The following is a 25,525-nucleotide window of genomic DNA, read 5'->3' on the forward strand; positions in this document are numbered from 1 at the left end:
GATGCGGATTTCCATTCCTGAACCCAAGCTTTATACAAGCAGGTTAAACAGAATGGTGTAATCACCGCATTTCTCCAAGGCGAGTTCGCAAATCACTGTCAACCGGCTTGCACCAACCGCCGGCTCTCTGTTATGTACAGGAATTACTACTGATCCTTATCATCGAAATATGTATACAATATCGGGACCATTATATAAAAAAGCAAGCCCAAAGTCAATATTACACGTTATAATGACCCTTTTAAGTCACACGGTTCGTACCGTTCAATAATACTCGTTGCTGTTCAGGATAACCGAAAACGCTCAATGCCTTCCTCCAGATTATGAATGGTCCAATTCACATGTTCCTGATTATCATATTGACGATAAGCGCACTCAATGCGCAGCACCAGATCAAAGTACAAGTCATAGAGACTTCTTCTTTTCAGCTCACTTTCAGTCGTAATCTCATGCCCATACCCTTTCACAAAACCGGGTGTATAGTTAAAATGACTGAAATAATGCTCCATCAGAGGATCTGCCCACAGTGAACGTTCAAAATCAATAATCGCTGTGATACGACCTTTGTCTACTAGAACATTGCCATCCCACAGATCCCAACTCACAAGAACAGGTTCTTTTACATCGTCCAGCACATCCGATTTTTCTTCAATCAAGCGTCTCAATTCAGGATAATCGATTGAAAATGTAATTCCGGCTTCTTCCCCGTCGGTAAGAATATCATCCATCAGATTCATAAATGCTTCTTTCCATGTGGAATATTGCTGTTTTTGCTCCGAGAAATATCCAAACTTCTCGCCTTTGATTTCATTAATTCGACGATTGTACCGACCGAGCTGGTGTTCAATGGCCTCCTGCTCTTCCGCAGAATATTGATCCTTGACCTGATTATAGGGTGTTCCAGACATGTACTCCATGATAAAATAACACGCTGAAGCCATAGTTAACGAATCATCATAAGCCAGCACTTGGGGTACGGGAACATCCTGTAGCTCCGTGATGAGGCGTAGTGCCTCAATCTCAGCAATCATGAGATCCTGCTCACAGCGCATCAGATTTGTCGAAGCCGACGGTGCAATTTTGAGTACCACTCGCTGTGCGTCACTCAGTGTAATGAGATATGCATGATTGGCCCAGCCATCCACCATTTCCTTGTAGTCCTGTATACTTGCAGAGAAATGCTGCTCTATTATGGCATTCAACTGTTCTGACGTAAGTCTTGTTTTATATGTACTTTCCACTTCTACACCTCACATTGACAATTGATTTATTTTCTCAGAAAACGCTTTCTATCCGACTATTATCGCCTCCTTTACTTTAACTGGCAATACTTTTTGTCACGTGATTATGTCTTTTCTTGCATTCCTTTACCCTATTTAAGACTATTGCTACTCATTCTCCATGAAAACCAAACAAAAAAACTGCCCTTATGCACCACCATAAGGACAGTTGTCATCTTTCGCTCTTACTTCACAGCCACGTAGAACAAGCGCTGTGCGCTGTCTCCGGCCTCTTTCCATTCAAAATCCGCATATACCTTCACGTCTCTAAAACCTGCCTTGGACAACTCAAGCTTCATCCAGTCCGGGTTATATGCACGCTGGACATGAACTTCTTCAAACCGCTGGTACATATCCTTGCTACCATCATCCACACGCGAAAAAATACTGAGATGATGCTCAATCTCACAGCGATCCTGGTCCAGATCACAAGTCCAAATATAAGATACGGAGCGCTCATCCAGTACAAAAGGCTGCTCCTCATCATAACGAATAAGGGTATTGGGATGATGCACATCAAACAGGAACGTTCCACCAGGCTTCAGCATTTCGTATGTCCGCTGGAAAGTACGAACGACATCTTCTTGTTCAAGCAGGTAATTGACGCAATCACAGAAAGATATCACCGAATCCACAGGTTCCGGAACTCGCCATTCCCGCATATCCTGCTGCACCCAACGGACACTGCCCTCGCGATACAAGCGATGACCCTGAGGCGTAGCCTCCATCTTGCTGCGTGCAACCGACAGCATATCTGATGAGAGGTCAATGCCTGTAACTTCGAAACCGGAGTTCACGAGCGGGATCGTAATGGAGCCCGTTCCACAGCCAAGTTCAGCGACACTTTTGGGCATTCCATGCTTTTCCCATGCTGTTCTTGCAAACCTTATCCAGTCCGGATAAGGCATATCTTCCATTAATTCATCATACACATAGGCAAATTTCCGGTAAGACATGTCAGGCACCGCACTTTCAATTTCATTTTCGAATTGATCTATATAAGTTGAACCAAAGAATATTTACACTGGACACTCCAATGACAGAACAACCTTCCGATCGCTGTTATCCCCAGATTTTTTTTATTCCTTTTATAAAGGTTTAAATCCGGGGATAAAGGCGAACGTTCCGCTTCTTCAGGTTCTTTCTGTCCTCTCCGTTTCGTGTAAATGTTTAGTTCAATTTATATAACAAAAGAAAAAGCAGGGGCATCCGGTGTTTACCCAGCCTATCCCTGCCTTATCCGAGTTCCATATTACAACTATTTAATCAGGAAGATTACTTGTTTTCACTTTGATCCGCAGGAGCAGATTCGGACAGATACGTCCAGCTTTCCTTTTGGACCACCAATCCGTCTTTCATCAATTTGCCCAAGGCACGCTTGAAAGCAGACTTACTGATGCCAAAGCGCTGCTTGATGATATCCGGCGGAGTTGCATCCGAGTATGGCATGCCACCCATAGGGCGTTCTTTCATGAAAGCGAGCAGCTTGTCTGCATCTTCGTTACGTCCAAATTGTTTGAGTTGTGTCATGGCCAGATTCACACGTCCGTCTTCACGTACCAGTGTCACCCGACATTTCACTTTCTCACCAAGACGCAGCATATGACTACGTTCGGATGAATGAATCATACCAATCGCGCCAAAGCCCAGTACACCGCCCTCTACAAGTACAAAAGTACCCATCTGCAGTGGCTTGTATACCGTCGCTTCAACCCACTCGTTTAACCATGAAGTTGGAGCATGGAAAGACAATGGTGAAAGCTCACGTTCCCCGGCCAATTTGGCACGCAGACGTCCCTGCTTATCATGTTCCATGATGACAAAGACTTCATCCCCCACTTGAGGACGCAATTCTTCCAGTTCAGGCAATTCACGAATAGGAAGTAGCAATTGCCGTCCAAGGCCCATTTCCAGGAAACAGCCCAGTCGTGGGTGAACATCAGCCACAACCAGTCGTGCCATTTCGCCAAGCATGAGATAAGGCTTTTTCATCGTTACGGCCAGACGATCTTCTGTATCAAAGAATACAAATACCTCAAGCGTCTCACCAATTTTAATATCCCGTGTTAACTCGGTGTAGTGAAGCAGTACATCTTCCGATCCTGTCGTCAAAAAGAAGCCAAACGGAGACACTTCACGTGAAACCGGCAAAGAGACGACTGTTCCAGCAATCAAACTCATACAGTTTCCACCACTTTGGCATCAGACCAGAGTCGTTCAATGTTGTAGTATTCACGCTCGTCACGGTGGAAGATATGAACAACAACATCGCCCATGTCCATCAATACCCAACGTGCGGAATCCATACCTTCGATACCTTTGATCGTCGCTCCGGCTGCATGAGCCTGTTTGCGAATTTCAGTGGCAATGGCTTGTACCTGTGTATCGGAATTTCCGTGACAAATAACAAAATAATCTGCCACCAGGGAAACATTAATCAGATCCAACGCTACAATGTTGGATGCCTTTTTGTCGTCAGCGGCAGCAACCGCCATATTCATAAGTTCTTTCGATGATACTGTCATGAACCAACCTCCATAATCTATAATTGTGCAATTAAGTCATTCCGCGACAGCATGGTCAAAGGATAAATGACACGTCGTTGCGAGATCAGCAAGCTGATCGTCGAATCGAATCCGGCAATTAAACCTTCCTCCAGACTACGTTCAGCCTGTTCGCGAATGTGATCCACTCCCGGGAAATCTCGTCCCGGTTCAATGTAATCGGCAAGACATACCACTTTGTCCAGCAAGCTCATGCCTACCCGACCCGAGGTATGCCACCGGATGGCATTAATAACTTCGGAATCTTCCACACCGTAATCACGCATGGCTACAAAAGCACCGACTTCGGAATGCCAGAGTTGCTTGTCATGCTGCAGAAGTTCCTGGTTTAATCCGTTATCACGAATGACCGCTTCCATCTCCGCTACGGGCCAGTACTTCGCCACATCATGCAATATCGCTGCCAGATCTGCTTTCACAGGATCAGCACCGTATTTTTCAGCCAACATCACTGACGATTCCATTACACCCAGTGTATGCTTCCAGCGTTTTTCCGGCATTTGTCCGGATACGGCTTGAATCAGTTCCTCACGGCTTAGTGCCATATAAACCGCTCCTTACAATGTATTGGTGCACTTCATCAGGAATCATGAAGCGTACCGAATGTCCTTTGGCCAGACGTCTGCGTACGGCTGTCGATGAAATATCGACCAAGGGCATCTCGGCCAGCAGGACCCGATCCTGTAACTTGTCTGGTAAATCATCGAGATGTAACTGGAAGCCCGGCCGACCAACTCCGATAAAGGTTAAGCGTTCTGCAAGCTCTTCAATCTGCTCCCATTTGGGAAGATAGTTCACCATATCCGCCCCGATAATGAAATAGAATTCATGTTCAGGATGGCGACGCCACAGTTCCTTCATCGTATCGATGGTATAAGACACGCCGCCCAATTCCATTTCGATACCCAGCACCTCATATTGCTGCACACCCTTCACAGCCGCTTCCGTCATATCGAGACGTTGCTGTCCCGAAGCTCCGGCTCCGCGTTTGTGAGGTGGAACATGGGAAGGCATGAACCAGATCTCATCTAGTGCATGTGAATCCCTTGCCGCTTCAGCTGCCAGGAGGTGTCCCATGTGGATCGGATCAAACGTACCACCCATGATACCGATCTTCACCCGCGTCACGCTCCCTTATCTAGGTAGTTCGATTTGTTTGTTATCGCGAGATTCTTTGTACAGGATGATTGTGTTACCAATCAGTTGTACAAGCTCACTTCCCGTTTCACGGGCAACTTCTTCTGCCATCTCTTTTCTGTCCTCGTCATTGTTGTTCAACACTTGCACTTTCATCAATTCGCGCTTCTCAATCGCATCTTCGATGTGACGAAACAGGTGCTCGTTGGTTCCACCTTTACCAATCTGAAATACAGGGGTCAGGTGATGTGCCTGTGACCGCAAAAAGCGCTTTTGTTTACCGTTTAACATGAATACTCCATACTCCTTATGTTGAGCAGGCCCTGATCGACAGCGCAAAAACTGTCCGGACCTGACCATTCAATTATTATTTTTCAATGGTAAAAATGATCACTGAGTACACAAGGTAACTCCGATTGCAGTACCATCTTCCGATCGCTGTTATCCCCAGATTTTTCTGATCCCTTTTCACAAAGGGAAAATCCGGTGATAAATGCGACCACTTCGTTTCTTCAGATTGGTTCTGCACTCGTCGTCTGCATGTACTCTTAATATCATTTTCACACTTTAAAACTGTTTAGTACAGCACGTCTCATCGTCTCCACAGGAGCCGGGATGCCGAGCCAATGTTCAAAGGCCACTGCGCCCTGATATACAAACATCCCCAGACCACCGTGCACCGTGCATCCTCGTATCCGCGACTCTCGAAGCAGACGGGTCTCCAGCGGATTGTAGATCAGATCACTCACCGCTGCTCCTTCACGGATCAGTGCAGGATCAACCGGTACGTCATCCACATGAGGATGCATTCCGGCAGCCGTTGTGTTAATCACCATATCAGCCGTAGCCAGTACCGTTGCAGCGTCATCCAGGCCACTGCCCGAGATTTCTCCCAAGCCATGGCCTCTTAAATCCGAAGCAAGTGCAATAGCTCTGTCCGCTGTACGGTTCAGAATGTGGATGCGTTCAGGCTTCTCCAATGCAAGTGCATATATGACACCTCTCGCTGCTCCACCTGCTCCCAGTACAGCAATACGTTTACCCGCAAGCTCAGGCACAGCCTCTTCCTTCAGCGATCGGACATAACCAATACCATCCGTATTGTACCCTGTCAGTGTTCCACCTTCATTAACGATGGTATTCACCGCACCAATCAGGCGAGCACTTTCATCGATCACATCCAGATACTGCATCACCTGCTCTTTGTGCGGGATGGTGACATTAACACCACGATAGCCCAGTGCCACAATTCCGCGAACTGCCGCTTCCAGTTGATCCGGATAAACATGCAGTGGCATATACATTCCATTCACTCCTGCAGCCTGCAGAGCCGCATTGTGCATTGCCGGAGACTTGGAGTGAGCAATAGGATCACCCATAACACCAAGCAACACGGGAAGTGAAGAGTTGAATTTGTTCTGCTCAGACATAGGTCCGCCTCCGATCCATCTGATGTACAGCTTCTGAGATTACTAGATCAAGGATGGGCGGATCTGTACACGAATGCCTTTTGGAGCATGAACAGCAACAAGCGCTCCAATATCGCCATTAACCTTAATCCAGCCCAGACCCGAGATGAATACATCCGATTGACTGCCGCGTTTGATGCGGAATTCATGTCTGGTCCATTCAGCCATCTCTGCTGCATCCTCACGGGTTGGCGGAGACAACAATTCTCCCAGATGGTCGCGGTACAGATCATCTGCACGCTCCAGCTTCGTCCGGTGAATATCAAGCGCAGTGCTGATAAAACAAGTGAACGACTGGCGATCACCTTCCACAAAGTCAAATCGAGCCATGCCGCCAAAGAACAGCGTCTGACCGGAATTCAACTGATACACAGCCGGTTTAAGCGGTTTTTCCGGCATGATGGCAGCGAGATCCTTACGTGAAACAATCTCGCTGAAACGCCATGGATATACGATTCCAGGCGTATCAATGATATATTTTCCATCATCCAGCGGAATGTTCACCATATCCAGCGTCGTTCCCGGATAACGGGATGTGGTCAGTTCCTGCTCCAGATCGCTGTAATCACGGATCAGACGGTTAATCAGTGTGGATTTGCCCACATTGGTGCCGCCAACCACATATACGTCACGATCTTCGCGATAGGTTCCAACAAGCTCAAGCAGACGGTCGAAGCCCTGATTTTGCTTCGCACTGCACAAGACTACGTCCACTGTACGCAAACCCTGTTCTTTGGCTTGCTTTTGTACCCAGTTGCGAATCTTGTTCCAGTTGGTTACTTTCGGAAGCAAGTCCGTTTTGTTCACAGCAAGCAATACCGGATTGTTGCCTACAAAACGTTGCAGACCAGAGATAATACTGCCATCAAAGTCAAACAAATCAACGATATGGATGACAAGTGCATCCTTATCCCCGATTTTGCTAAGCAGCGCCAGGAATTCGTCCTGATCCACCGTAACGGATGATGACTCATTGTAGTTTTTGATGCGGAAACAGCGCTGGCATATAACCGGTTCACGATCCAGTGCCTTCTCTGGGATAAACCCTGGTAATTCCGAATTTTCTGTTTGCAGATGCACGCCGCATCCGCTGCACCTTACGGCAAGATTGCCGTTATGCGGTTCTGTCATTTCTTCTTTTCCTCCTCAAGCCATAAGCCTTTCCTGCGTAAACTCGTTAGAGCAATCCGTTCCACGCGTCGATTGAAGCGGGTCATAAAACCTTCGTCCCCAATGGAGATTGGCAGTACCAGAACGGTATATAACCCCATTCGGTTCCCTCCATAAACGTCCGTAAGCATCTGATCGCCTACTACAATCGTGTTTTCAGGAGATAACTCCATCATTTTCATTGCTCTACGAAACGGTACATTCGATGGTTTGCGTGCACTATGCACAAACTGGATATCCAGCGGGGTCGCAAACAGGGATACACGATTCAAATTGTTATTGGACACAATCATCAGCTTGAAACCTGCCTCTTTCACACGTGCAAACCATTCAATCAGTTCGGGCGTAGCGTCAGGGGCTTTGGCTCCAACGAGTGTGTTATCCAGATCAGTTATAATTCCACGGTAGCCTTGAGCGTACAGCTCTTCCAGATTAATGTCAAAAACCGTGTCTACACGCAGCTTGGGCATTAACATTTTAAACAAAGAAGTCACCTCAGTTTCATACGACACACTATATCACAAATCCGTCTTTCCTGAAAATGCATACAGCGCCTGATGGCATAGGAAAAAAGGAAAAACGGGACGGGCAACAACTATGCCCGTTCCGCTTTCAGTTCCTTCCGCAGCTTCAAGGCGGTCTGATAGACGCCCTTCCAGTCGTCGGCAGTTACGGACGCCGGACTGTAACGAGTCTGTTCAAACTTCGTGAGAAGCTCATACAATGTTGCTTCTGCAGCAGGTTTTGCCTGGCTCCAGCGGGCTACCGATTCACGAAGTGTCTCGTCTCCGCTCCGGGTCAACCCTTTGCGTTTCACATACTGAATCCAACGCTCGGTCTCTGCCACTACCTTCTGTTCAGGGGTGAGCGGTCCACCTGTCCGTAGACGAAGCAGGAAGAATCGCATAGAGAAACGATTACGCCAGAACATATATGCTACCCACAATACAATAATGGCTCCTGCAGCCCAGATAACAAAAGTCGGGATGGCAGACGATGTCTGCTCAGGTGCAGGAGTCTGCTCTTCCTCTTGTACCGGCTCCTCTTCTGGCTCTTCTTCAGGCTCATCTACAGGTTGTACATCAGGCTGTTCCGTCAGCAGCGGCATATCAAAGCCCGGCGTTGCTTCAACAGGAATCCAGCCATACTCACCAAAATAAACCTCTGCCCAGGAGTGTGCATCTGCATTGGTAACGGTGTAGGTCGTCTCAATCTCCGCACCAGGTTGACGCGGGGCCTGCATGTCCGAATTCAGGGACAATTGTCCAGGCGCATAACCTTTAACCCACCTTGCAGGAATGCCCTCCGAGCGCGCCATCATCACCAGCGCAGTGGAGAAGTAGTCACAGTAGCCTTCCATAATATCGAACAGGAAACCTTCCACAAAGTCGCTGCTTACTTTTCGAGAAAAATCCGGATTGTTTGTGTATTCAAAATTAGTTTGTAAATAGTTTTGCAGTAATGCCACTTTTTCATACGGAGTATTCGCAGATGCCGTTATCTCGGCTGCCAGATTCGACACCCGGTCAGGGAAACGGGATGGTAACTGCAAGTACATATCATCTGCCGGATTACTGTTATACAGATCTTCAAATGACTTCGTACGAAGCTCATCTTCCACAATCACAGGGGCTTCCGATACGATAGTATACGTCTTGGGATACTGCGGTTGCTGACGGTCTGTCACCACATGCAGTTCAGCCTGTTCAGCATTCCACAACATCCGCTCCGTTCTATCCTCACCATTAATCGAGCTCACTTCCGAGATCGAATAAGCACCAAAGAGAATCGGATAGACATTATCATTCAGCATCGTTACGTTCTGAGTCACTTGTTTGGTATTCACATTACCGGATTCCTGGTTCTCCAGAGGCTGTCCAGCTTGAACATTATCTGTCGTACCCCGTCCACGGTCATCCCAACCTGTGCCTGTATACTCTGCACGTGTCTCACCGCGCCAGTAACTGCGCTCATTGGTCGTGACAGACATGACAGGGGTATAGTCGAAGTTAAAACCTCCACCAAGCTGATTGTCTTCCCTGCTGTATCCCGATTCGGTAGCCGCGGGAATATCAAGGTTTCCGTTACCAGCCTGACTTGTGGAAGTTCCGGTATAGTTACGCCACGCCGTATATGGGTCCGTCAAGGTGGGTGGAATCTCCGGCATATTAACGCTGGCTACAATAATCAAAGAAAAGATAATGGCAATATTGGCCAGGACTTTATAAGGATACCGGATGATTCGTTTCCAACCTTGTGGATACTGTAGCTGATAGTTACGGAAATGCTGACATACGAGCCATCCCATCCCCGCAAACATCACCCACGCGATTTCAATCCAGAGTGGAATCTGAGTGAAAGAATCGAGAATCCCCATCGAAATGATGTTAACACCCAGAAAAACAAGAATGCGACGTGTTGTGGTCACGAGTCGAAGCGCAGCTTCAAGCATCACCCATGCACACAGGGAGAACCAGATGTACGGCGTCATGTGTAATATGAATTGCTCCGCTCGGTCCGTTAAAGAGCCATAAGGGATGTATACCGTATAATCAATCAGCGTTTTATGCAAAATGTAACCAACAACGACCGCCTTGATGATCGCCCGATAGATCGTTTTGAAGGGCAGAATGACCTCCAGCACACTGACCGCTGCAAGTGTCCATAACACCAGAGAAGTTGTCTCCGTGTACCACGATTCCTGCGTAAATGAAATCCACTGCATTCCAATCAGGAAAATCCAGAGCAATGACGCTGCATGATACCAGGATCGTTTGCCTGTAACACTTTCATTTCCTTTTGTACTCATACAGAACCTCCCCCCATCACCGTTGGAAGCTCCTGCAAGTGAGAAACAGTGAATGACCTCGTGCCTCTTCCACGCAACATGGCATTCCACTCGGCACTCCGGCGAGATTCACTGGTATCGATCAGAATATGACATGGCGTCATGCCCCGCGTATCGGCCCAGCGCAACAGTTCCATTATTTTTTCATCCTTCTGGGGAGAAATCACAACAAAGTAAGCTCCCTGAGGCAGTTGACGTGCGATTCTTTCCACGCCGGGCAACAGATGGGTATCCTGACCGTTATATTGAATATCCACCAGATGATGCATCATCTTCTGTCGTTCCATCAGACTTTCACTGGGGGCCATGAAGGATGTCTGGTCTGACAATGTCAACAACCCCATCCCCATTCGTTCCCTTACACCATACTCCAGCAGAGAGGCAGCCGTGGAAACGGCAATTTCAAATGCATCCCCATGTTCATAACTTGATGCCAGCGCATCCAAAACCAGAACGGTTTTGGGCACAGACTCATGTTCAAACTCCTTGGACTTCCAGTTCCCTGTCTTTGCCGTTGCATTCCAGTGAATGCGGGAAAGTCGATCTCCGTATACGTAGTCACGTACACCATTGATCTGAGTGGTCTCTCTCCGTGAGCGGGTTAACGCCGTCTGAGGACCGGATAACCGTGATTTGCGGTCGTAAAGCTGCCAATATGGAATAAATACCGTTCTTGGCAGTACGCGAAACTCACCTTTGGCCTTAAACTTTCCTCGATGTTCAATCAGTCCAAATATGTCCTCGCTGGCACATTCCGTTTCTGAAAAAACATACTTTCCCCGCTCAAGTGGCGGTGTCTGAAAAGACAACTCTCCATTACCTCGCATATTGGGAATCAAACTTTCCTTGAACGACCACGATTCTCCGTTATGCCGATGCAGCATTTCACGCACAACAACATAGGGAAGCGGGAGGAATCCCGGAATCGTCAGACTCAGCTGTACTTGAACCTGGTCACCCGCATGCAGCAATTCTTCGTGGTCTGGACCAGAAGATAACCTACGAACTCCTTGAGCACGTCTTACCCCGCTAAATCCAGCAATGGCAAGGTATACACAGAGCAGGGTCACCATCGACAGCAACATAAGGGATGTCTTCCCGCCCTGAAACAAAACATAAGCCAGACAGCACATCCACACCATTGCGATGCTCCATACGCGTGGGTGGCGTAACCCTCTATTGACTGTTCTCAAAAGCGGCTTCATGAACTATTGCCCCATGGAGACGGGCACGCGTACTTGCTGGAGTACGGCATTCAAAACGGCCTCGGAACTCATACTGTCCAGTCTCGATTCGGGACGAAGCACAATACGATGAGAGATCACATAAGGGGCCATCGTTTTCACATCATCCGGAAGCACATAATCACGTTCCTGCAAGAAAGCAAAGGCTTTTACGGCCATCATGAACGATATGGCTGCCCGTGGGCTGGCACCCAGCAATACAGATGGGTGGGAGCGGGTTTGACGAACAACATCCAGCAAATAGTCCATAACCGGATCACCGATAAAGACCTCTTTAATCTCCTGCTGAATTGCCGAGATCTGGTCCATATGAGTCACGGATTCAAGGCGATCTACAGGCTGACCGAGTTGATGCTGTTTCAATAGGATTTTCTCAATTTCCTTATCGGGATAACCTAGACTTATTTTCAACATAAACCGGTCGAGTTGTGCTTCCGGCAACGTATACGTACCTTCAAAATCAATCGGATTCTGAGTTGCACAGAGCATGAATGGATGTGGCAGATCATACGTATCGCCATCAACGGTTACGCTGCGCTCCTCCATCACTTCGAGCAGAGCCGATTGGGTTTTTGTTGTGGCCCGGTTAATCTCATCAGCTAGCAAAATGTTGGTCATCACAGGACCTGGCCGGAAATAAAAACGCTCATCCTTCGGATGGAACACAGATACGCCCGTAATATCACTAGGTAAAATATCAGGATTACATTGAATACGCCGGTACTCACCACGCATGGATTTCGATAATGCCTTGATTAACTGCGTTTTGCCAGTTCCCGGTACGTCTTCAATCAGAACGTGCCCGCCTGCAAGCAAAGCTGTAAGTAAAAGTTGAATTTCAAAGGATTTCCCCATAATACAGGATTCCAGATTTGAACGAACTGCGGATATGATTTGGATCGACTCTTTGCGCACAGGCATGTGGTCTAACCTCCTAAAAAAGCATACAGATTTCCTTTTATTGTACATGATCCAGAGTCACGAGTACACTCGAAGGAACTCACAATTTGTTTCCAGCCCGTCAGATTCACCGCAGTTCTCGCATGAATACGACAAAAAAGGCCCGGATAAAAGTTATCCGAAGCCTCTGTTGAATCGCAATATGTTCAAGGAGATTTCTTATTCTATGTTAGCCTTTTGGTCTAACCACCAATGCCGCGAGAAAAGAAAAGATGATCGCTGACGAAATCCCCGCCGCAGTCAGGTCAAAAATCCCTGTAATCACACCCAGCCATCCCTCTTTTTCAAGCTCCGTCAATGCCCCGTGCACCAAGGAATTACCGAAACTTGTGATGGGGATGGTAGCACCCGCACCTGCAAATTTAACCAAGGGGTCATACACGCCAAATGCATCCGCAAGCGCACCTGTCACAACAAGTGTACTCATGGTATGAGCTGGGGTCAGTTTAACCCCATCCATTAGAAGTTGTCCGATAACACAGATTAAACCGCCAACAATAAATGCCCACAAGAACTGCATTACATTTATCCCTCCTTTTCTATGGCTACGGCATGTGCAATACAAGGAATACTTTCACCCTGCTGGTACGAAATTGGAGACAACAGTGCCCCGGTAGCTACGACGAGCACCCGTTTAAGATCACCCTTCTGCATCCGGTTCAAAATGTGACCATAGGTGACGGTGGCAGAACATCCGCAGCCACTTCCCCCGGCAACCACATAAGGCTGTTTCTCCCGATCATAGATCATCAGGCCGCAGTCATTAAAAACTGTCTGTTCCATGGGAATGCCTTCTTTTTGCAAAAGCTCTTTCGTAATTGGCAGACCGACGGAAGCCAGATCCCCGGTCACAATGAGATCATAATAGCCGGGTTCCAATCCCGTATCCCTGAAATGAGAGATTATAGTGTCGGCTGCTGCTGGCGCCATGGCTGAACCCATATTAAAGGGATCTTTGATACCCAAATCCATAATGCGTCCAATGGTGGCTTTGGTAACAACGGGACCATCACCCGTTCGGGAGACCACACCACACCCTGCTCCTGTGACGGTATATTGCGCATAAGGCGGCTTCTGTGAGCCATACTCCGTCGGATACCGAAATTGTTTCTCCACCGTACAGTTGTGGCTCACCGTTCCTGCAAGAACATAATCGCCAGCTCCGGAGTCAACAATCATGGACGCTAACGCTAACGTTTCCATGGAAGTAGAACAGGCTCCAAAGACACCCAAGTAAGGCACACCCAGTTTTCGCGCTGAAAAGGAACTGCTGATAATCTGGTTCATCAGATCTCCACCAACAAAAAATTGAAGCTCTTCCTTGGTGATATTTGCATTTATCAAAGCCAATTGGGAGGCCTGTTCGAGCAGTTTGCGTTCTCCCTTTTCCCACGTTTTCTCGCCGATCTCGAGGTTGTCGTAGACATAATCGAAATCAGATGACAATGGACCCTCGCCTTCTTCTGGTCCTACAACTGCGGATTTACCGATGATCCGCGGACGATTTTCAAACTGCCATGTCTGGCGACCCAATCGTTTCACAAGTGCCCACCTCCAAATCCCAAAAAGGCATAAACGATCCCTACGACAAATGCTGCCACGACACCAAACACAATAACGGAACCAGCAAGTTTAAACATGTTGGCCCCTACACCGAGCACCAGTCCTTCAGCACGATGTTCCAGTGCAGCAGAACACATGGAATTGGCAAATCCGGTAACCGGTACAGCCGTTCCCGCTCCTGCCCATTGAGCCATTTTATCGTAAACGCCGAGACACGTTAGAATAACCGATATGAGAATCATGACCGCCACCGTAGGACTGGAAGCTTCCTTCGATGTCATGTCGAAACCGGCCATAAAAGCCTCTTGAATGGCCTGTCCAATCAAACAGACGGTACCCCCAACCAGAAATGCTTTGAGGCAATTTTTCAGGATTGGACGAGGCGGCTCATGTTTTTTTGCGACTTTTTTGTACTCCTTTTCATCCATGGACAGGGACGATGATTTTTTTTCGCTTCCGGATGCAGATTGAGCTGGCAAGATACAAGACCTCCTCTATGTGAAAATGGTTCAAAGCTACGGCTGAATGCCAATGTGTGTAATCCTATATTCATTGTTTGTTAATAATCGGAAGGTTATGTATCCGGCGACAGACAGCATATGTTTCCAACAAGATCATGTTGTGAAAGCAAGATGGGAATACGCCGGATCTGAGGACTTTTAGATACGTCTATAAATAAAGAAGAACAATCACGAGCAAGATAAAAAGAACGATAAACAGTACTTTTTCCGTGCCCTCTTCTGGAGGCTTCATTGGATATTTAGCTCCTTCCTGTAGACAGACAAACAAATATTGAAATAAAGAACTTCACAAAATGATGACATCTCCTCCATATATTCATATTCATTGAAGTGGTATCAGGACTGCGACTACAGCGGATAGAGTCATGAAACTTGGACACGGTAAGCGCCCAAAATATGCCTTAAATACGTGACATAAACATGGACAATCACTTGCGCAAGGTTCATACTGTAATGTGACCAGTGGTTAAATAACAAGTCCTCAGCATATTAAAGTGCATGTTCAAAAAGATAAAAGACTTTTTGAACTACATCTTAAAAGGACAACAGGCGGGTAGCCGTTCTACTGTGACCTGAAATACATACCAACAGAGGAGTTGTTGACACATGAATGAAAAAACGATGGATATGTTTCGTACGTTGACGGAATTTCCTTCCGCATCCGGTTTTGAACGTGAGCTTCGCGGCTGGATGAAAGATAAGCTTTCCGCTTATACCGATGAGTTCGTCCAGGATCGCCTGGGGAGTCTATTTGGTGTATTACGCGGGGAGGAATCCGGTCCCAAAGTTATGGTAGCCGGACACTTTGACGAAGTGGGTTTCATGACTACTGGCATTACCGAAACAGGTATGATCAAGTTCCGTCCACTGGGTGGATGGTGGAGTCAGGCTGTACTGTCTCAACGATTGGAAATCATCACACCTGATCGTCGGATTACCGGAGTTGTAGGTTCTACACCTGCACACTTGCTGGACGAGTCCCAGCGGAACAAACCTGTGGATCTGAATTCCATGTATCTCGATATTGGAGCAGACAACCGTGCGGAAGCAGAATCCTGGGGCATTCATCCAGGGATGCAGATCGTGCCGATCTGTGAATTTACGCCTATGGCGAACCCGAAAAAAATTATGGCCAAAGCGTGGGATAATCGTTACGGCGTAGGACTTGCACTTGAACTGGTTGAAGCGCTGCACAAGGAAAAACTGCCTAACACGCTTTACGCTGGTGCAACGGTTCAGGAAGAACTGGGGCTTCGCGGTGCACGTACGGCGGCCAATCTGATTCAGCCTGATATCTTCTTTGCACTGGACTGTAGCGCGGCGAATGATATGACAGGTGACAAACAGTCATTTGGACATATCGGAGAAGGCGCATTGCTTCGTATTTTTGACCCGGGTATGTTCACCCATCGCGGAATGGTGGAATATGTTCAAGATACGGCTTCATCCAATCAGATTAAAATGCAGTATTTCATCTCACCAGGTGGTACCGATGCAGGTCAAGTTCACCTGAGTGGCATTGGTGTACCATCAATAGTTGTTGGTATCTGCGCACGTTATATCCATACCTCTTCTTCCATCATTCATACGGATGACTACGATGCAGCCAAAGAACTGATCGTGAAACTGGTCAAAGGTCTGGATCGGACAACGATGAATACCATAATTAATAACGCGTAATAGCTGACAAGAGACCTCCTAACCATCGGGAGGTCTCTTTTTTATATTCACAAGGATATCAGTTAGACACGTAGATTAATAGGCCGAACATTATAGGGAATTACACATAAGATACAATAACGGAAGATGAATTAAACACCAAGCAGCGGGGGACCTGTTATGGCAGTGAGAAGGAATGGAAAATCGAATAAAGGTTCCAAAAAAACAAATGCCGCAAACACCCTTCTCAATGGCAACCTTAAAGGAAGAAATCTGGAACTTATCGTTGCAGCATTACTGGTAAGTGGGAAGTTAAGAGTGGATGCGGTCACGTTGTTTCGAGAAGCTACACTGGTCGTTGAACTGGTTGGGCAGTATAAATCGCTACAAAATATTACACCATCGAATCAAGACAAACTGGTGCAATTCCTCGATGAGATCGGTGGCGATATGACGTTGAATGACGTTATACGGGCTTTCCAACAGAGAATCAATTCCTAAACGCCAAGAAATGAGGTTGAAGTGATGTCTGACTTTGACGGAAATGGGTTCGCTGAACTACTGATCATTGTCATTCTTGTTGTTTTATTTGTATTTGGTTCTTCCGATATTGACGACCTGACTGATTCTCCTTCTCAATCCTGAATTGGCTAAGTTATTACGATTTATTCATTATGAAATGCATACCTGTAAACGCCAGCCCACAATATGCGGGCTGGCGTTTTTGGATGGCTATAGAAATAGCGGTGAGAATGCAATCCAGGCCAGAATAAGAGTAAGCACAATGCAGACATTCTCTACAACGGCCCCACGCTTGGTCCCTGTACTCATCAGATTCACCCGTATGCGCCACTTGAGCGGTGGTAACGGACGAATACCCCGATTGGTTAGTGAATCGGCCAATAGATGCATCGCATATGCCGTGCCTCCCGCTACCCAGATCTCCGGTCCCTGCTGCTGGGTCGTGCTGTACAACAAGCCCGCCCATATTGCGGTTCCGTACAGGGTATGTGTCAGTCCCCTATGAGTCAGTGTGGTGCAGAGCATTAACAAACTGCCTGCAATCAAGTTCCACGGTGCGAACGCGTGACCATAGAAAACCAGCCCAAGTCCAATCGCAAACATCAACACTTTGCGAAGCGAACGCGAAGGCAGGAATGACACAAGCGCAATGAGGATCGCAAGCAACAGGTTCCATGGTTTGGCATGAACATAGAAGTACACAAATACAGCTGTGGGCAACAGAATCGTCTGTAACAACCTGATCAGACTGTTAGGCAAGGCTCTGGATACCAGCAGCGAATTAGGCTCATCAATGTCAGGCAATAAAGAACCAATCAGAGCAACCGTAACTGCTGGCGCGGTCACTGGCATACCGGCCAACTGCAGAACAGAAAGCGACACACCTGTCCCGATAATAAGGTGGGATCTTCCCATCATGATGCAAAAACGTCCTTTCGAAGAAATCGGGAACAATACGGCCCAGTTCCGATTTTACAACGAAAACAAAATAAGAACAATAGTTCGCATTTCTTATTTGTATGAAAATAAATATAACTTTCTGTGATGGGGCTCACACTATTATATTTATGACTCTTCTATCTTTATTAGTGAATTAAATCACATAAACTATCGTCAACTACTTGTATAATTTCAAATATAAACCACTAAAATTGTTGGTAATGTACAGCGTCTATCCAAGGAGGCATACACACATGAACGGAAAAAAAGAGAAACTCGTTATCATAGGTAACGGAATGGCAGGAATTAGTACCGTTGAGCAAATTTTAAAATTAACTACGCGATTTGATATTACCGTTTTTGGCACAGAGCCCTATCCTAACTACAACCGCATTATGTTGTCTTATGTACTGGAAGGAAGCAAAACACTGGACGATATCGTGCTGAACGACCTTCACTGGTATGAAGATTACGGCATTACGCTGCACACAGGCACAACGGTTACACGAATCGATGCCGAGACACACGAAGTTGTGACTGAAGATGGAACTCGCGTTCCTTATGACAAAATCATCATTGCAACAGGCTCCAACTCCTTCATTCTCCCCGTACCGGGACATGACAAAGAGGGTGTTGTTGGTTTTCGCGATATCGCCGATTGCAATGTCATGCTGGAAGCTGCTAAGCAGTATAAAAGAGCGGCCGTTATCGGGGGCGGACTGCTAGGCCTTGAAGCTGCCAAAGGGTTGGTACAACTTGGCATGGAAGTTACCGTAGTGCATCTGATGGAAGATCTGATGGAGCGTCAGCTTGATCCGCAAGCTTCATCCATGTTGAAGGCAGAACTCGAACGTCAGGGTATCCGGTTCAAGATGGGTGCGCAGACTTCCGAACTACTGGGCGGCGAACGCGTTGAAGGGATACGTTTTGCAGATGATACGGTTCTGAATGTTGATTTTGTGGTCATGGCTGTAGGCATTAAACCCAATACGGCTGTAGCCCGTGAAAGCGGTATGGAAGTGAACCGGGGTATTGTCGTGAATGACTATATGCAGACTTCACTTGAGAATGTGTACTCGGTCGGGGAATGTACAGAGCACCGCGGGGTATGTTACGGCCTCGTTGCCCCATTGTTCGAGCAAGGTATGATTCTGGCGAAACATATCTGCGGTGTGGAGACCGCTCCTTATGAAGGTTCAGTTGTATCCACGAAATTGAAAATTTCGGGTGTAGATGTCTTTTCAACTGGTGAATTCATCGACAGCCCAGAGCACACCGTCATTTCGCACAAAGATGACTGGAAACGGACTTACAAAAAAATTCTGCTTCGTGATAATAAAATGGTCGGCGCTGTTCTCTTCGGTGACATTACGGATTCTGCCGAATTGCAGAAACTGATTAAAAATCAAACCGAAATGACCGAAGAATTGTATGGTTCACTCATGGGTACAGGCTGCGGCGGTCATAAGAAAGCAACCTCTGTTGAAACGATGCCCGAAGACGAGATCGTCTGTGGATGTAACGGGGTAACCAAAGGAACCATTGTTGATGTCATTACAAACCAGGGCCTTACCACTGTAGATGAAATCAAAGCCTGTACCGGTGCAACACGCTCTTGCGGTGGATGTAAACCGGTTGTGGAACAGATTCTGCAATATGTACTTGGAGACAGTTTCAGCAGTGGAGCCAAACAGGGAATATGCGGATGTACTTCCATGGGACGGGATGAGATTGTAGCCGAGATTCGTGAAAAAGGATTACAAACGACCAAAGAGGTCATGAATGTACTGGGTTGGAGTCAGCCAGAAGGTTGTTCCAAATGTCGTCCGGCGATCAACTACTACCTTGGCATGATTGCACCAGACACACACGAAGATGAGAAAGAATCCCGTTTTGTTAACGAACGTATGAACGCGAATATTCAAAAAGATGGAACGTATACGGTTGTACCTCGGATGTACGGCGGGGTGACTACACCAGCGGACCTCAAACGTATCGCTGACGTTTCGGTCAAATATGATGTGAAAGCAGTCAAAGTGACTGGCGGTCAGCGTCTCGACTTGATTGGTGTTAAAAAAGAAGATCTAACTAAAGTCTGGGCAGAACTGGATATGCCTTCAGGTTATGCATACGCCAAATCGCTGCGTACAGTCAAAACATGTGTCGGTTCCCAATTCTGCCGATTCGGTACACAGGATTCCATGGCCATGGGTGCTCGCATCGAACGTAAATTCGAACGTCTGGATCTGCCAGCCAAGTTTAAATATGCTGTCAACGGTTGTCCGCGGAACTGTGCAGAAGCATGTACCAAAGATATCGGTATCGTAGGTAACGACGGCGGCTGGGAGATCTTTATCGGTGGTAACGGCGGTATTAAAGCAAGACTTGCTGATTCCCTGTGCAAAGTGAAAACGGATGAAGAGTTGATTGAACTGTGCGGCGCCATCATGCAATATTACCGCGAGACAGGTAACTATCTGGAACGGACTTCCGAGTGGGTGGAACGCATGGGTCTGGAGCATATTCGTTCGGTTGTTGTGGATAACCTTGAGGAACGTAAAGCGTTGATGCAGCGGATTGAATTTGCACTTGAGCATGTTGAAGAACCTTGGCAAAAAGCGATTCGCAATGAGGAAGGCCAAAGCAAAATGTTCCATGGCATCGAAGTATCGGCTCGTCCATAAGCAAGCTTGCAGGATTAATACTGGAGAATGTTAAATAGATAAGGAGTGGTTTAAGATGACGACAAAACAATCAGGCACCTACTTCCCCGCCGGAGTAGTTGAAGAATTCCTGCCACGAATCGGAAGAGTAGTTGAGATTAAGGACCATCAGCTTGCTGTCTTTCGTGCATCGGATGGTACCATCTTCGCTGCGGATAATCACACCCCCCACCCTAAGGGTGGGCCGCTGGCTGAAGGCATCGTGTCCGGGCATTATCTGTACGATCCGCTGTATGATTGGAAGATCGACCTGACTACAGGTCTTGTGCAAGCACCGGACAACGGTCAAGTACAGATGTATCCGGTGAAGGTAGAGAACGGCCAGGTTTGGATCGAAATATAGCGAAACGTTCAAAGATTGATGCAAAATAATGGGGGAAACCGTGATGTATACACCAAGTGTTGAGGGAATTATTGAAGCTGCGGTTAAAAAACGGGATCAAATGAACGCAAGCCTGTCACGATATATGGTTGCTGCCTTGATGGCTGGTGCCTATGTAGGGCTTGGCATCGTTCTGATCTTCAGTATTGGTGCTCCGCTCCTTGCGGCACAGTCACCACTGCAAACTATGTTGATGGGTATGTCCTTCGGACTCGCGCTCACGCTGGTTATCTTTGCCGGATCGGAACTGTTTACAGGTAACAATATGTTCTTTACCATGAGTACACTGGCAGGCCGAACCACAGTGAACGAAACGCTGAAGAACTGGGGGCTCGTCTTTGTTGGTAACCTGCTCGGCGCAATTCTATTAAGTCTACTTATAGTCGGTAGCGGCCTGTTCAAAACGGCTACGCCGGAACATCTGTTATTCGTTGTCTCTGCCAAAAAGATGGCGGCACCCATGTCTGAGTTGTTCTTCCGAGGCATTCTCTGTAACTGGCTCGTCTGTCTGGCGATCTGGATGGCAGCTCGCTCCAAAGAAGATATCGCCAAACTTGTTCTCATCTGGTGGTGTCTGTACGCATTTATCGCAAGTGGTTATGAGCACAGTGTTGCCAATATGACTTTGCTGTCTTTATCCTGGTTGCTGCCAAACCACCCGGATACAATCACGATGGCAGGCTGGTTCCATAACATGATTCCGGTAACGCTTGGTAATATTATCGGCGGTGCCCTCTTTGTTGGAATGGCGTATTGGTATACTTCTCCGGTACGAAAAAAAGCATAATTCTTGATTCAACTGCACTTATGTAGCCTAGAGCACAACATCTACACACACTGAAGCCACGATGGATGCCGAACTCACGTTCAGTCACACATCGTGGCTTTTTATTGTTTGTCGATAAGCTGTTACTCTCTCGTACGCTTCCCATTCATCCTCTCGTCCTTCTATAGAGAATTAAAACTTCATTTTACCTTCGTCGCTATCCGCGTTAATCCACAGTTGACATAACTGGCGTATAGTCGATGGATACTCACACTTATACTCAACCAGCAAAGGATGAACGCTTATATGGGAATTCACACGTACTTCAGGTCACTAAACGATCTTGAACGTATTATTCGTACACCTGGCAAATTCAAATTCGAAGAACACAGCGTATCCGCCCATTCCTGGAAAGTGGTACAGTACGCCAAAACGCTCGCAGATATTGAGGAGCAACATGGAGTCACCATCAATTGGAAGAAGTTATACGAAATCACCAGCAGTCATGATTATGGCGAAATCTTTATCGGTGATATCAAAACACCCGTCAAACATTATTCGCTGGAGCTGCGTTCGATGCTGCAAAAGGTCGAAGAAGGCATGGTTGAACATTTTATTAATGAAAATATTCCTGAAGAGTTCCAGCCTATTTTCCGCAGACAGCTGCGTGAGGGAAAAGACCAATCGGTTGAAGGACTGATTCTCGAAGTCGCAGACAAGATGGATCAAGTATATGAAGCCTTTGCTGAGCTCCAACGTGGCAATACGGAGAAAGAATTTATCGTTATGTACCGTTATGCCTTGGTCAAAATCAAAAATATCGACCTCCACTGTGTGCAGTATTTCCTGGAACAGATTCTCCCCGACATGATCGAAGAAGGTATCCGCTCCCCGTTTGATATTCGCAAAATAACCGAAGAAGCTCTGGCCCAGTGATCAGCTCAAGTCAACATGGTTCTCATCATCCATGGACAGGGCTTTTTTTCGTTCCTGCAATTGCAGTCGGTACTCACTAGGGTACAAGCCCGTTTTGTTTTTGAAGATCCGGCTGAAATAGTGGGAATCACTATACCCTACCGCTCCACCAATAGTCTTGATATCCATATTCTCGTGCGTGACGAGCATGCGTTTTGCTTCATTAATCCGCAGACCTGTCATATATTTCAGCGGAGTCTCGCCCGTCACCTTCTTGAAGCACTTTCCCAGATAGTCCACACTAAAATGCATCTGTCCCGCCATGTCCTGGAGTGTAATCTCATGCATGTAATTCTGCTTCAAATACAACTTAATGGCCTCTGCGATATCCTCCGGCTTCACCTGCTCATCCAGCACGGCACTGACATGCGCAAGCGAATCCACAGCGCTCCCAAGCTTCAATTCCATCGCATCCAGCAGTGTACGAAGCTGTTCTTCCGATAATGGTTTGAGCAGATAATCCTCCACTTTGTAACTGATCGCCTGCCGTGCATATTCGAATTCATGATAACCACTCAGAATGACAATTTTCACATGCGGATAGGCAAAAAACAGATGTTTGGCGAGTTCCAATCCGTTCATCACCGGCATCTGAATATCGGTTACAACCAGATCAGGTACGGAATGTTCAATGAGCTGTAACGCTTCCTGACCGTTCCGCGCTTCACCGATCACCTCGAACCGGGTGTCCAACTCTCTGAATTTGCGCGAGACATTCCGGCGAATCAGGGCTTCATCTTCCACAATAATCGTTCTATATTTGATTGTCACGGGTTCGGTCATGCTCCTTTCGAATGGAACCACCTATGGTAATCTGGACACCGCCGGAAGGCTTGTTCGTAATCTGCATGTGGGCTGCCGTGCCATACCATAATTTCAATCGGACCCATATATTCTTGAGTCCCATGCCGTTGATTTCGAGGTCAGGCATACGCTCCCACTCCTGTGACTGTTCGATGTAATGCATGATCTTGGCAAGTGCCTCGGGTTCCATGCCAGGTCCGTTGTCTTCCACGTGGATCTGCCAGGTCTGCTGTGCCGCATCCATATCTCCAGTAATATTCAGTTTCCATGGCGGGGTATCACCCAGTCCATATTTCATGGCATTTTCGAGTAGTGGTTGTACCATCAGCATCGGAACCTGGATATACTTCATCTCTTCCGGAATATGAAACTCGTAGTGTAGATCATCCTCAAACCTAATCTTCATACACTCCAGATATCGCTCACAATAATCCAATTCTTGAGACAGGGGAACCCCATTCTTTCCCGGAGTAGAAATATAACGCAGCATAGACGCAATATTGGCGCAGAACGCGACAATCTGCTCATTCATGCCCTCTTCCGCCATGATGCTAATATTAGTGATGTTGTTATAGAGAAAATGCGGGTTCATCTGGGATTGCAGCGCCAGTAATCTCGCTTCTGTCTCCTGAGATTTCATCGCCAGCCTGTCCTGAAACGATTGCACAAGCTGTTGATTCAGCCGGATAAACGTATCATTCAGCTCATCCATCTCCCGAATAGAACCGGGATGCTCCAGCTTGAACAACTGACCGGAATCCTGACCCGATACCAGATCATTCACACCCGTTTTCTGAATAATGCGCTGCAAACGATGTAGCGGCAAAGTAACCCGTTTGGAGATCAGATACGAGAGAACCAGAATCAGCATGAGAGTAGCTAACGTCGCACCGATAAACATCACAGCCATCCGGTTGAGACTCGCGAAAAGGGACTGTTTGGACTGCATGACAATAACGGTCCATCCCGTCTCCTGTGACGTCATGTACGTCATCATCTGTTTGGACTGACTCAAAGGATCGCTAATCTCCTGCATCGTATCAGGCGGAAATGAAAGATTTTGAATCAAGTCCACATCATCGAAATGGCCTGCTTGAAAAGCATCGGCAGCCGAAGAAAGTGGAAACAACCTTGTATTTTGTTCATCCACTACATAGATCCGAAGATCGTCGTTATTTGTCTGCAATTCATTCAAATGCTGAAACAGGGTTCCGGCATCCTGCAAAATCTCAACGACACCCTGGCTGACATAATTGCCATCTTTGTATACACGGGTAAGCGAAATGTAAGATTGATCTGATTTTCCCTCGCCGGTCGGCATGGGCAAGGCTCCGCCCTCTAACAATTGGATCACTCGCCAGCCACTCCGCTCCCAGGTTTCCTTGTACCACGGTCGCTGAGTCAGGTCTACCGACAGTTGACCGTTGAATGCACCCGCTCCCAACATCTTGCCATTCACGTCATAGATATTGGCCTGCTTGGCTGTATTGGAGCTGCTGATGATCGCGAGAATGACATCAATTAGTGTGGTTGTATCCTTATACAATGCTGGATCACTCGTCATTGTCTGCTCACTGCCTTCTGCTGGTGCCAAGTAGTGACTGAAGTGTTCCTTGACCAGATTGGAGTACACGATATTCATGGAAAAGTTGTTCATTTTCACCACTTCCTGATCCAGGTTACTGACGATTGATACCCCCAGTTGTCTCTGCTGTTCTTCACTTCGCTGACGAATGTCACTTGCGAGAAAAACATACAGAAGCCCCGCCACAATCAGCGAAAAGATAATAAATACCGCAGAGTAATAGACAAACAGACTTTGCTGAAGCGTTCCAAATCGATATCGCAATCCCCACACACCTCGTCCTATGATGATATCTGTCACACCATTCGAAAATGTCCACCCAACAGAACGCTTTTGTCTATTGAGCACATCTGCTGTTCACAGTAAAGTTATCCACATAAGAATACGCTTACATTAAGCGTTTCGGCAAGTGAC

Annotated in this window: 25 protein-coding genes and 1 other annotated feature (1 of these 26 running past the window's edge); of the genes, 6 read left to right on the forward strand and 19 right to left on the reverse strand. The window is 47.1% G+C overall.

Going from position 1 to position 25,525, the window contains the following annotated elements:
• Positions 1-172, reverse strand: a binding site (T-box leader) (it extends 98 nt beyond the left edge of the window).
• Positions 173-284: 112 nt separating this feature from the next.
• From C170_RS24575 to spoVAC, 16 genes are all read right to left on the reverse strand, one after another.
• Positions 285-1,241: a phosphotransferase family protein gene (locus C170_RS24575; RefSeq protein WP_036615127.1), complete on the reverse strand. Its 957-nt coding sequence runs from the start codon at positions 1,239-1,241 to the stop codon at positions 285-287.
• A 224-nt stretch (positions 1,242-1,465) separates the two neighbouring features.
• A complete protein-coding gene (locus C170_RS24580; protein ID WP_036615129.1) occupies positions 1,466-2,236 on the reverse strand; it encodes a class I SAM-dependent DNA methyltransferase in 771 nt (256 codons plus the stop codon).
• A gap of 319 nt (positions 2,237-2,555) precedes the next feature.
• On the reverse strand, positions 2,556-3,461 hold the full coding sequence (locus tag C170_RS24585) for a CvfB family protein (protein ID WP_036615132.1): 906 nt from the start codon (positions 3,459-3,461) through the stop codon (positions 2,556-2,558).
• The gene (rsfS, locus tag C170_RS24590) at positions 3,458-3,805 is read right to left on the reverse strand and encodes a ribosome silencing factor (RefSeq protein ID WP_036615136.1); all 348 of its coding nucleotides are present in this window, start codon (positions 3,803-3,805) and stop codon (positions 3,458-3,460) included. The genes C170_RS24585 and rsfS overlap by 4 nt, the downstream gene beginning before the upstream one ends.
• 17 nt (positions 3,806-3,822) lie before the next feature.
• Positions 3,823-4,389 carry a bis(5'-nucleosyl)-tetraphosphatase (symmetrical) YqeK gene (gene yqeK, locus C170_RS24595; protein WP_036615138.1) on the reverse strand — a complete coding sequence of 189 codons (567 nt, stop codon included), beginning with the start codon at positions 4,387-4,389 and terminating at the stop codon, positions 3,823-3,825.
• Complete coding sequence (locus tag C170_RS24600) at positions 4,373-4,963, reverse strand: nicotinate-nucleotide adenylyltransferase (RefSeq protein ID WP_036615140.1); 591 nt, start codon at positions 4,961-4,963, stop codon at positions 4,373-4,375. Before C170_RS24600 ends, yqeK begins: the two co-directional genes overlap by 17 nt.
• Positions 4,964-4,978: 15 nt before the next feature.
• Complete coding sequence (yhbY, locus tag C170_RS24605) at positions 4,979-5,272, reverse strand: ribosome assembly RNA-binding protein YhbY (protein WP_017687186.1); 294 nt, start codon at positions 5,270-5,272, stop codon at positions 4,979-4,981.
• Positions 5,273-5,541: 269 nt separating this feature from the next.
• Positions 5,542-6,411 (reverse strand): shikimate dehydrogenase, encoded by an 870-nt coding sequence (gene aroE / locus C170_RS24610; RefSeq protein ID WP_036615142.1) that lies wholly within the window; start codon positions 6,409-6,411, stop codon positions 5,542-5,544.
• Between the two features lie 42 nt (positions 6,412-6,453).
• Positions 6,454-7,581, reverse strand: a complete 1,128-nt coding sequence (gene yqeH / locus C170_RS24615; RefSeq protein ID WP_036615146.1) for a ribosome biogenesis GTPase YqeH — start codon at positions 7,579-7,581, stop codon at positions 6,454-6,456.
• A complete protein-coding gene (locus C170_RS24620; RefSeq protein WP_036615148.1) occupies positions 7,578-8,105 on the reverse strand; it encodes a YqeG family HAD IIIA-type phosphatase in 528 nt (175 codons plus the stop codon). Before C170_RS24620 ends, yqeH begins: the two co-directional genes overlap by 4 nt.
• A gap of 110 nt (positions 8,106-8,215) precedes the next feature.
• Entirely contained in the window at positions 8,216-10,429 is a 2,214-nt protein-coding gene (locus C170_RS24625) for a DUF4129 domain-containing transglutaminase family protein (protein ID WP_036615151.1), read from the reverse strand.
• Positions 10,426-11,673 (reverse strand): DUF58 domain-containing protein, encoded by a 1,248-nt coding sequence (locus tag C170_RS24630; protein WP_179086484.1) that lies wholly within the window; start codon positions 11,671-11,673, stop codon positions 10,426-10,428. Before C170_RS24630 ends, C170_RS24625 begins: the two co-directional genes overlap by 4 nt.
• Positions 11,674-11,676: 3 nt before the next feature.
• Positions 11,677-12,633 carry an AAA family ATPase gene (locus tag C170_RS24635; RefSeq protein WP_036615157.1) on the reverse strand — a complete coding sequence of 319 codons (957 nt, stop codon included), beginning with the start codon at positions 12,631-12,633 and terminating at the stop codon, positions 11,677-11,679.
• Between the two features lie 208 nt (positions 12,634-12,841).
• Positions 12,842-13,192 carry a stage V sporulation protein AE gene (spoVAE, locus tag C170_RS24640; protein WP_036615159.1) on the reverse strand — a complete coding sequence of 117 codons (351 nt, stop codon included), beginning with the start codon at positions 13,190-13,192 and terminating at the stop codon, positions 12,842-12,844.
• A 5-nt stretch (positions 13,193-13,197) separates the two neighbouring features.
• Positions 13,198-14,214 carry a stage V sporulation protein AD gene (gene spoVAD, locus C170_RS24645; protein ID WP_036615162.1) on the reverse strand — a complete coding sequence of 339 codons (1,017 nt, stop codon included), beginning with the start codon at positions 14,212-14,214 and terminating at the stop codon, positions 13,198-13,200.
• Positions 14,211-14,714: a stage V sporulation protein AC gene (gene spoVAC / locus C170_RS24650; protein WP_036615164.1), complete on the reverse strand. Its 504-nt coding sequence runs from the start codon at positions 14,712-14,714 to the stop codon at positions 14,211-14,213. Before spoVAC ends, spoVAD begins: the two co-directional genes overlap by 4 nt.
• A 648-nt stretch (positions 14,715-15,362) precedes the next feature.
• Here spoVAC and C170_RS24655 point away from each other — a divergent pair.
• Both C170_RS24655 and C170_RS24660 read left to right on the forward strand, forming a co-directional pair.
• Positions 15,363-16,436, forward strand: coding sequence for a M42 family metallopeptidase (locus tag C170_RS24655; RefSeq protein ID WP_036615166.1), 1,074 nt, complete (start codon positions 15,363-15,365; stop codon positions 16,434-16,436).
• A 159-nt stretch (positions 16,437-16,595) separates the two neighbouring features.
• Positions 16,596-16,916, forward strand: a complete 321-nt coding sequence (locus C170_RS24660; RefSeq protein WP_036615167.1) for a hypothetical protein — start codon at positions 16,596-16,598, stop codon at positions 16,914-16,916.
• A gap of 231 nt (positions 16,917-17,147) precedes the next feature.
• Here the strand turns inward: C170_RS24660 and C170_RS24665 are convergent, their stop codons facing one another.
• Positions 17,148-17,855, reverse strand: coding sequence for a metal-dependent hydrolase (locus C170_RS24665; protein ID WP_036615169.1), 708 nt, complete (start codon positions 17,853-17,855; stop codon positions 17,148-17,150).
• A 275-nt stretch (positions 17,856-18,130) separates the two neighbouring features.
• Between C170_RS24665 and nirB the strand changes: the two genes are divergently transcribed.
• The 4 genes from nirB (at position 18,131) to C170_RS24685 (ending at position 22,683) form a co-directional block, all read left to right on the forward strand.
• The gene (nirB, locus tag C170_RS24670; RefSeq protein WP_036615171.1) at positions 18,131-20,560 is read left to right on the forward strand and encodes a nitrite reductase large subunit NirB; all 2,430 of its coding nucleotides are present in this window, start codon (positions 18,131-18,133) and stop codon (positions 20,558-20,560) included.
• A 55-nt stretch (positions 20,561-20,615) separates the two neighbouring features.
• Positions 20,616-20,942 carry a nitrite reductase small subunit NirD gene (gene nirD, locus C170_RS24675; protein ID WP_036615174.1) on the forward strand — a complete coding sequence of 109 codons (327 nt, stop codon included), beginning with the start codon at positions 20,616-20,618 and terminating at the stop codon, positions 20,940-20,942.
• Positions 20,943-20,985: 43 nt separating this feature from the next.
• A complete protein-coding gene (locus C170_RS24680) occupies positions 20,986-21,768 on the forward strand; it encodes a formate/nitrite transporter family protein (protein WP_036615178.1) in 783 nt (260 codons plus the stop codon).
• 285 nt (positions 21,769-22,053) lie between these two features.
• Entirely contained in the window at positions 22,054-22,683 is a 630-nt protein-coding gene (locus tag C170_RS24685; RefSeq protein WP_036615181.1) for a YfbR-like 5'-deoxynucleotidase, read from the forward strand.
• On the opposite strand, the gene C170_RS24690 is transcribed toward C170_RS24685, so the two are convergent.
• Together C170_RS24690 and C170_RS24695 are read right to left on the reverse strand one after the other, a co-directional pair.
• Positions 22,684-23,493, reverse strand: coding sequence for a response regulator transcription factor (locus C170_RS24690; protein WP_051447379.1), 810 nt, complete (start codon positions 23,491-23,493; stop codon positions 22,684-22,686).
• Positions 23,477-25,375: a cache domain-containing sensor histidine kinase gene (locus tag C170_RS24695; protein WP_036615184.1), complete on the reverse strand. Its 1,899-nt coding sequence runs from the start codon at positions 25,373-25,375 to the stop codon at positions 23,477-23,479. The genes C170_RS24690 and C170_RS24695 overlap by 17 nt, the downstream gene beginning before the upstream one ends.
• Between the last annotated feature and the right edge of the window lie 150 nt (positions 25,376-25,525).

The organism is Paenibacillus sp. FSL H7-689 (assembly GCF_000517905.1).
GTDB classification, from domain to species: Bacteria; Bacillota; Bacilli; order Paenibacillales; family Paenibacillaceae; genus Paenibacillus; species Paenibacillus amylolyticus.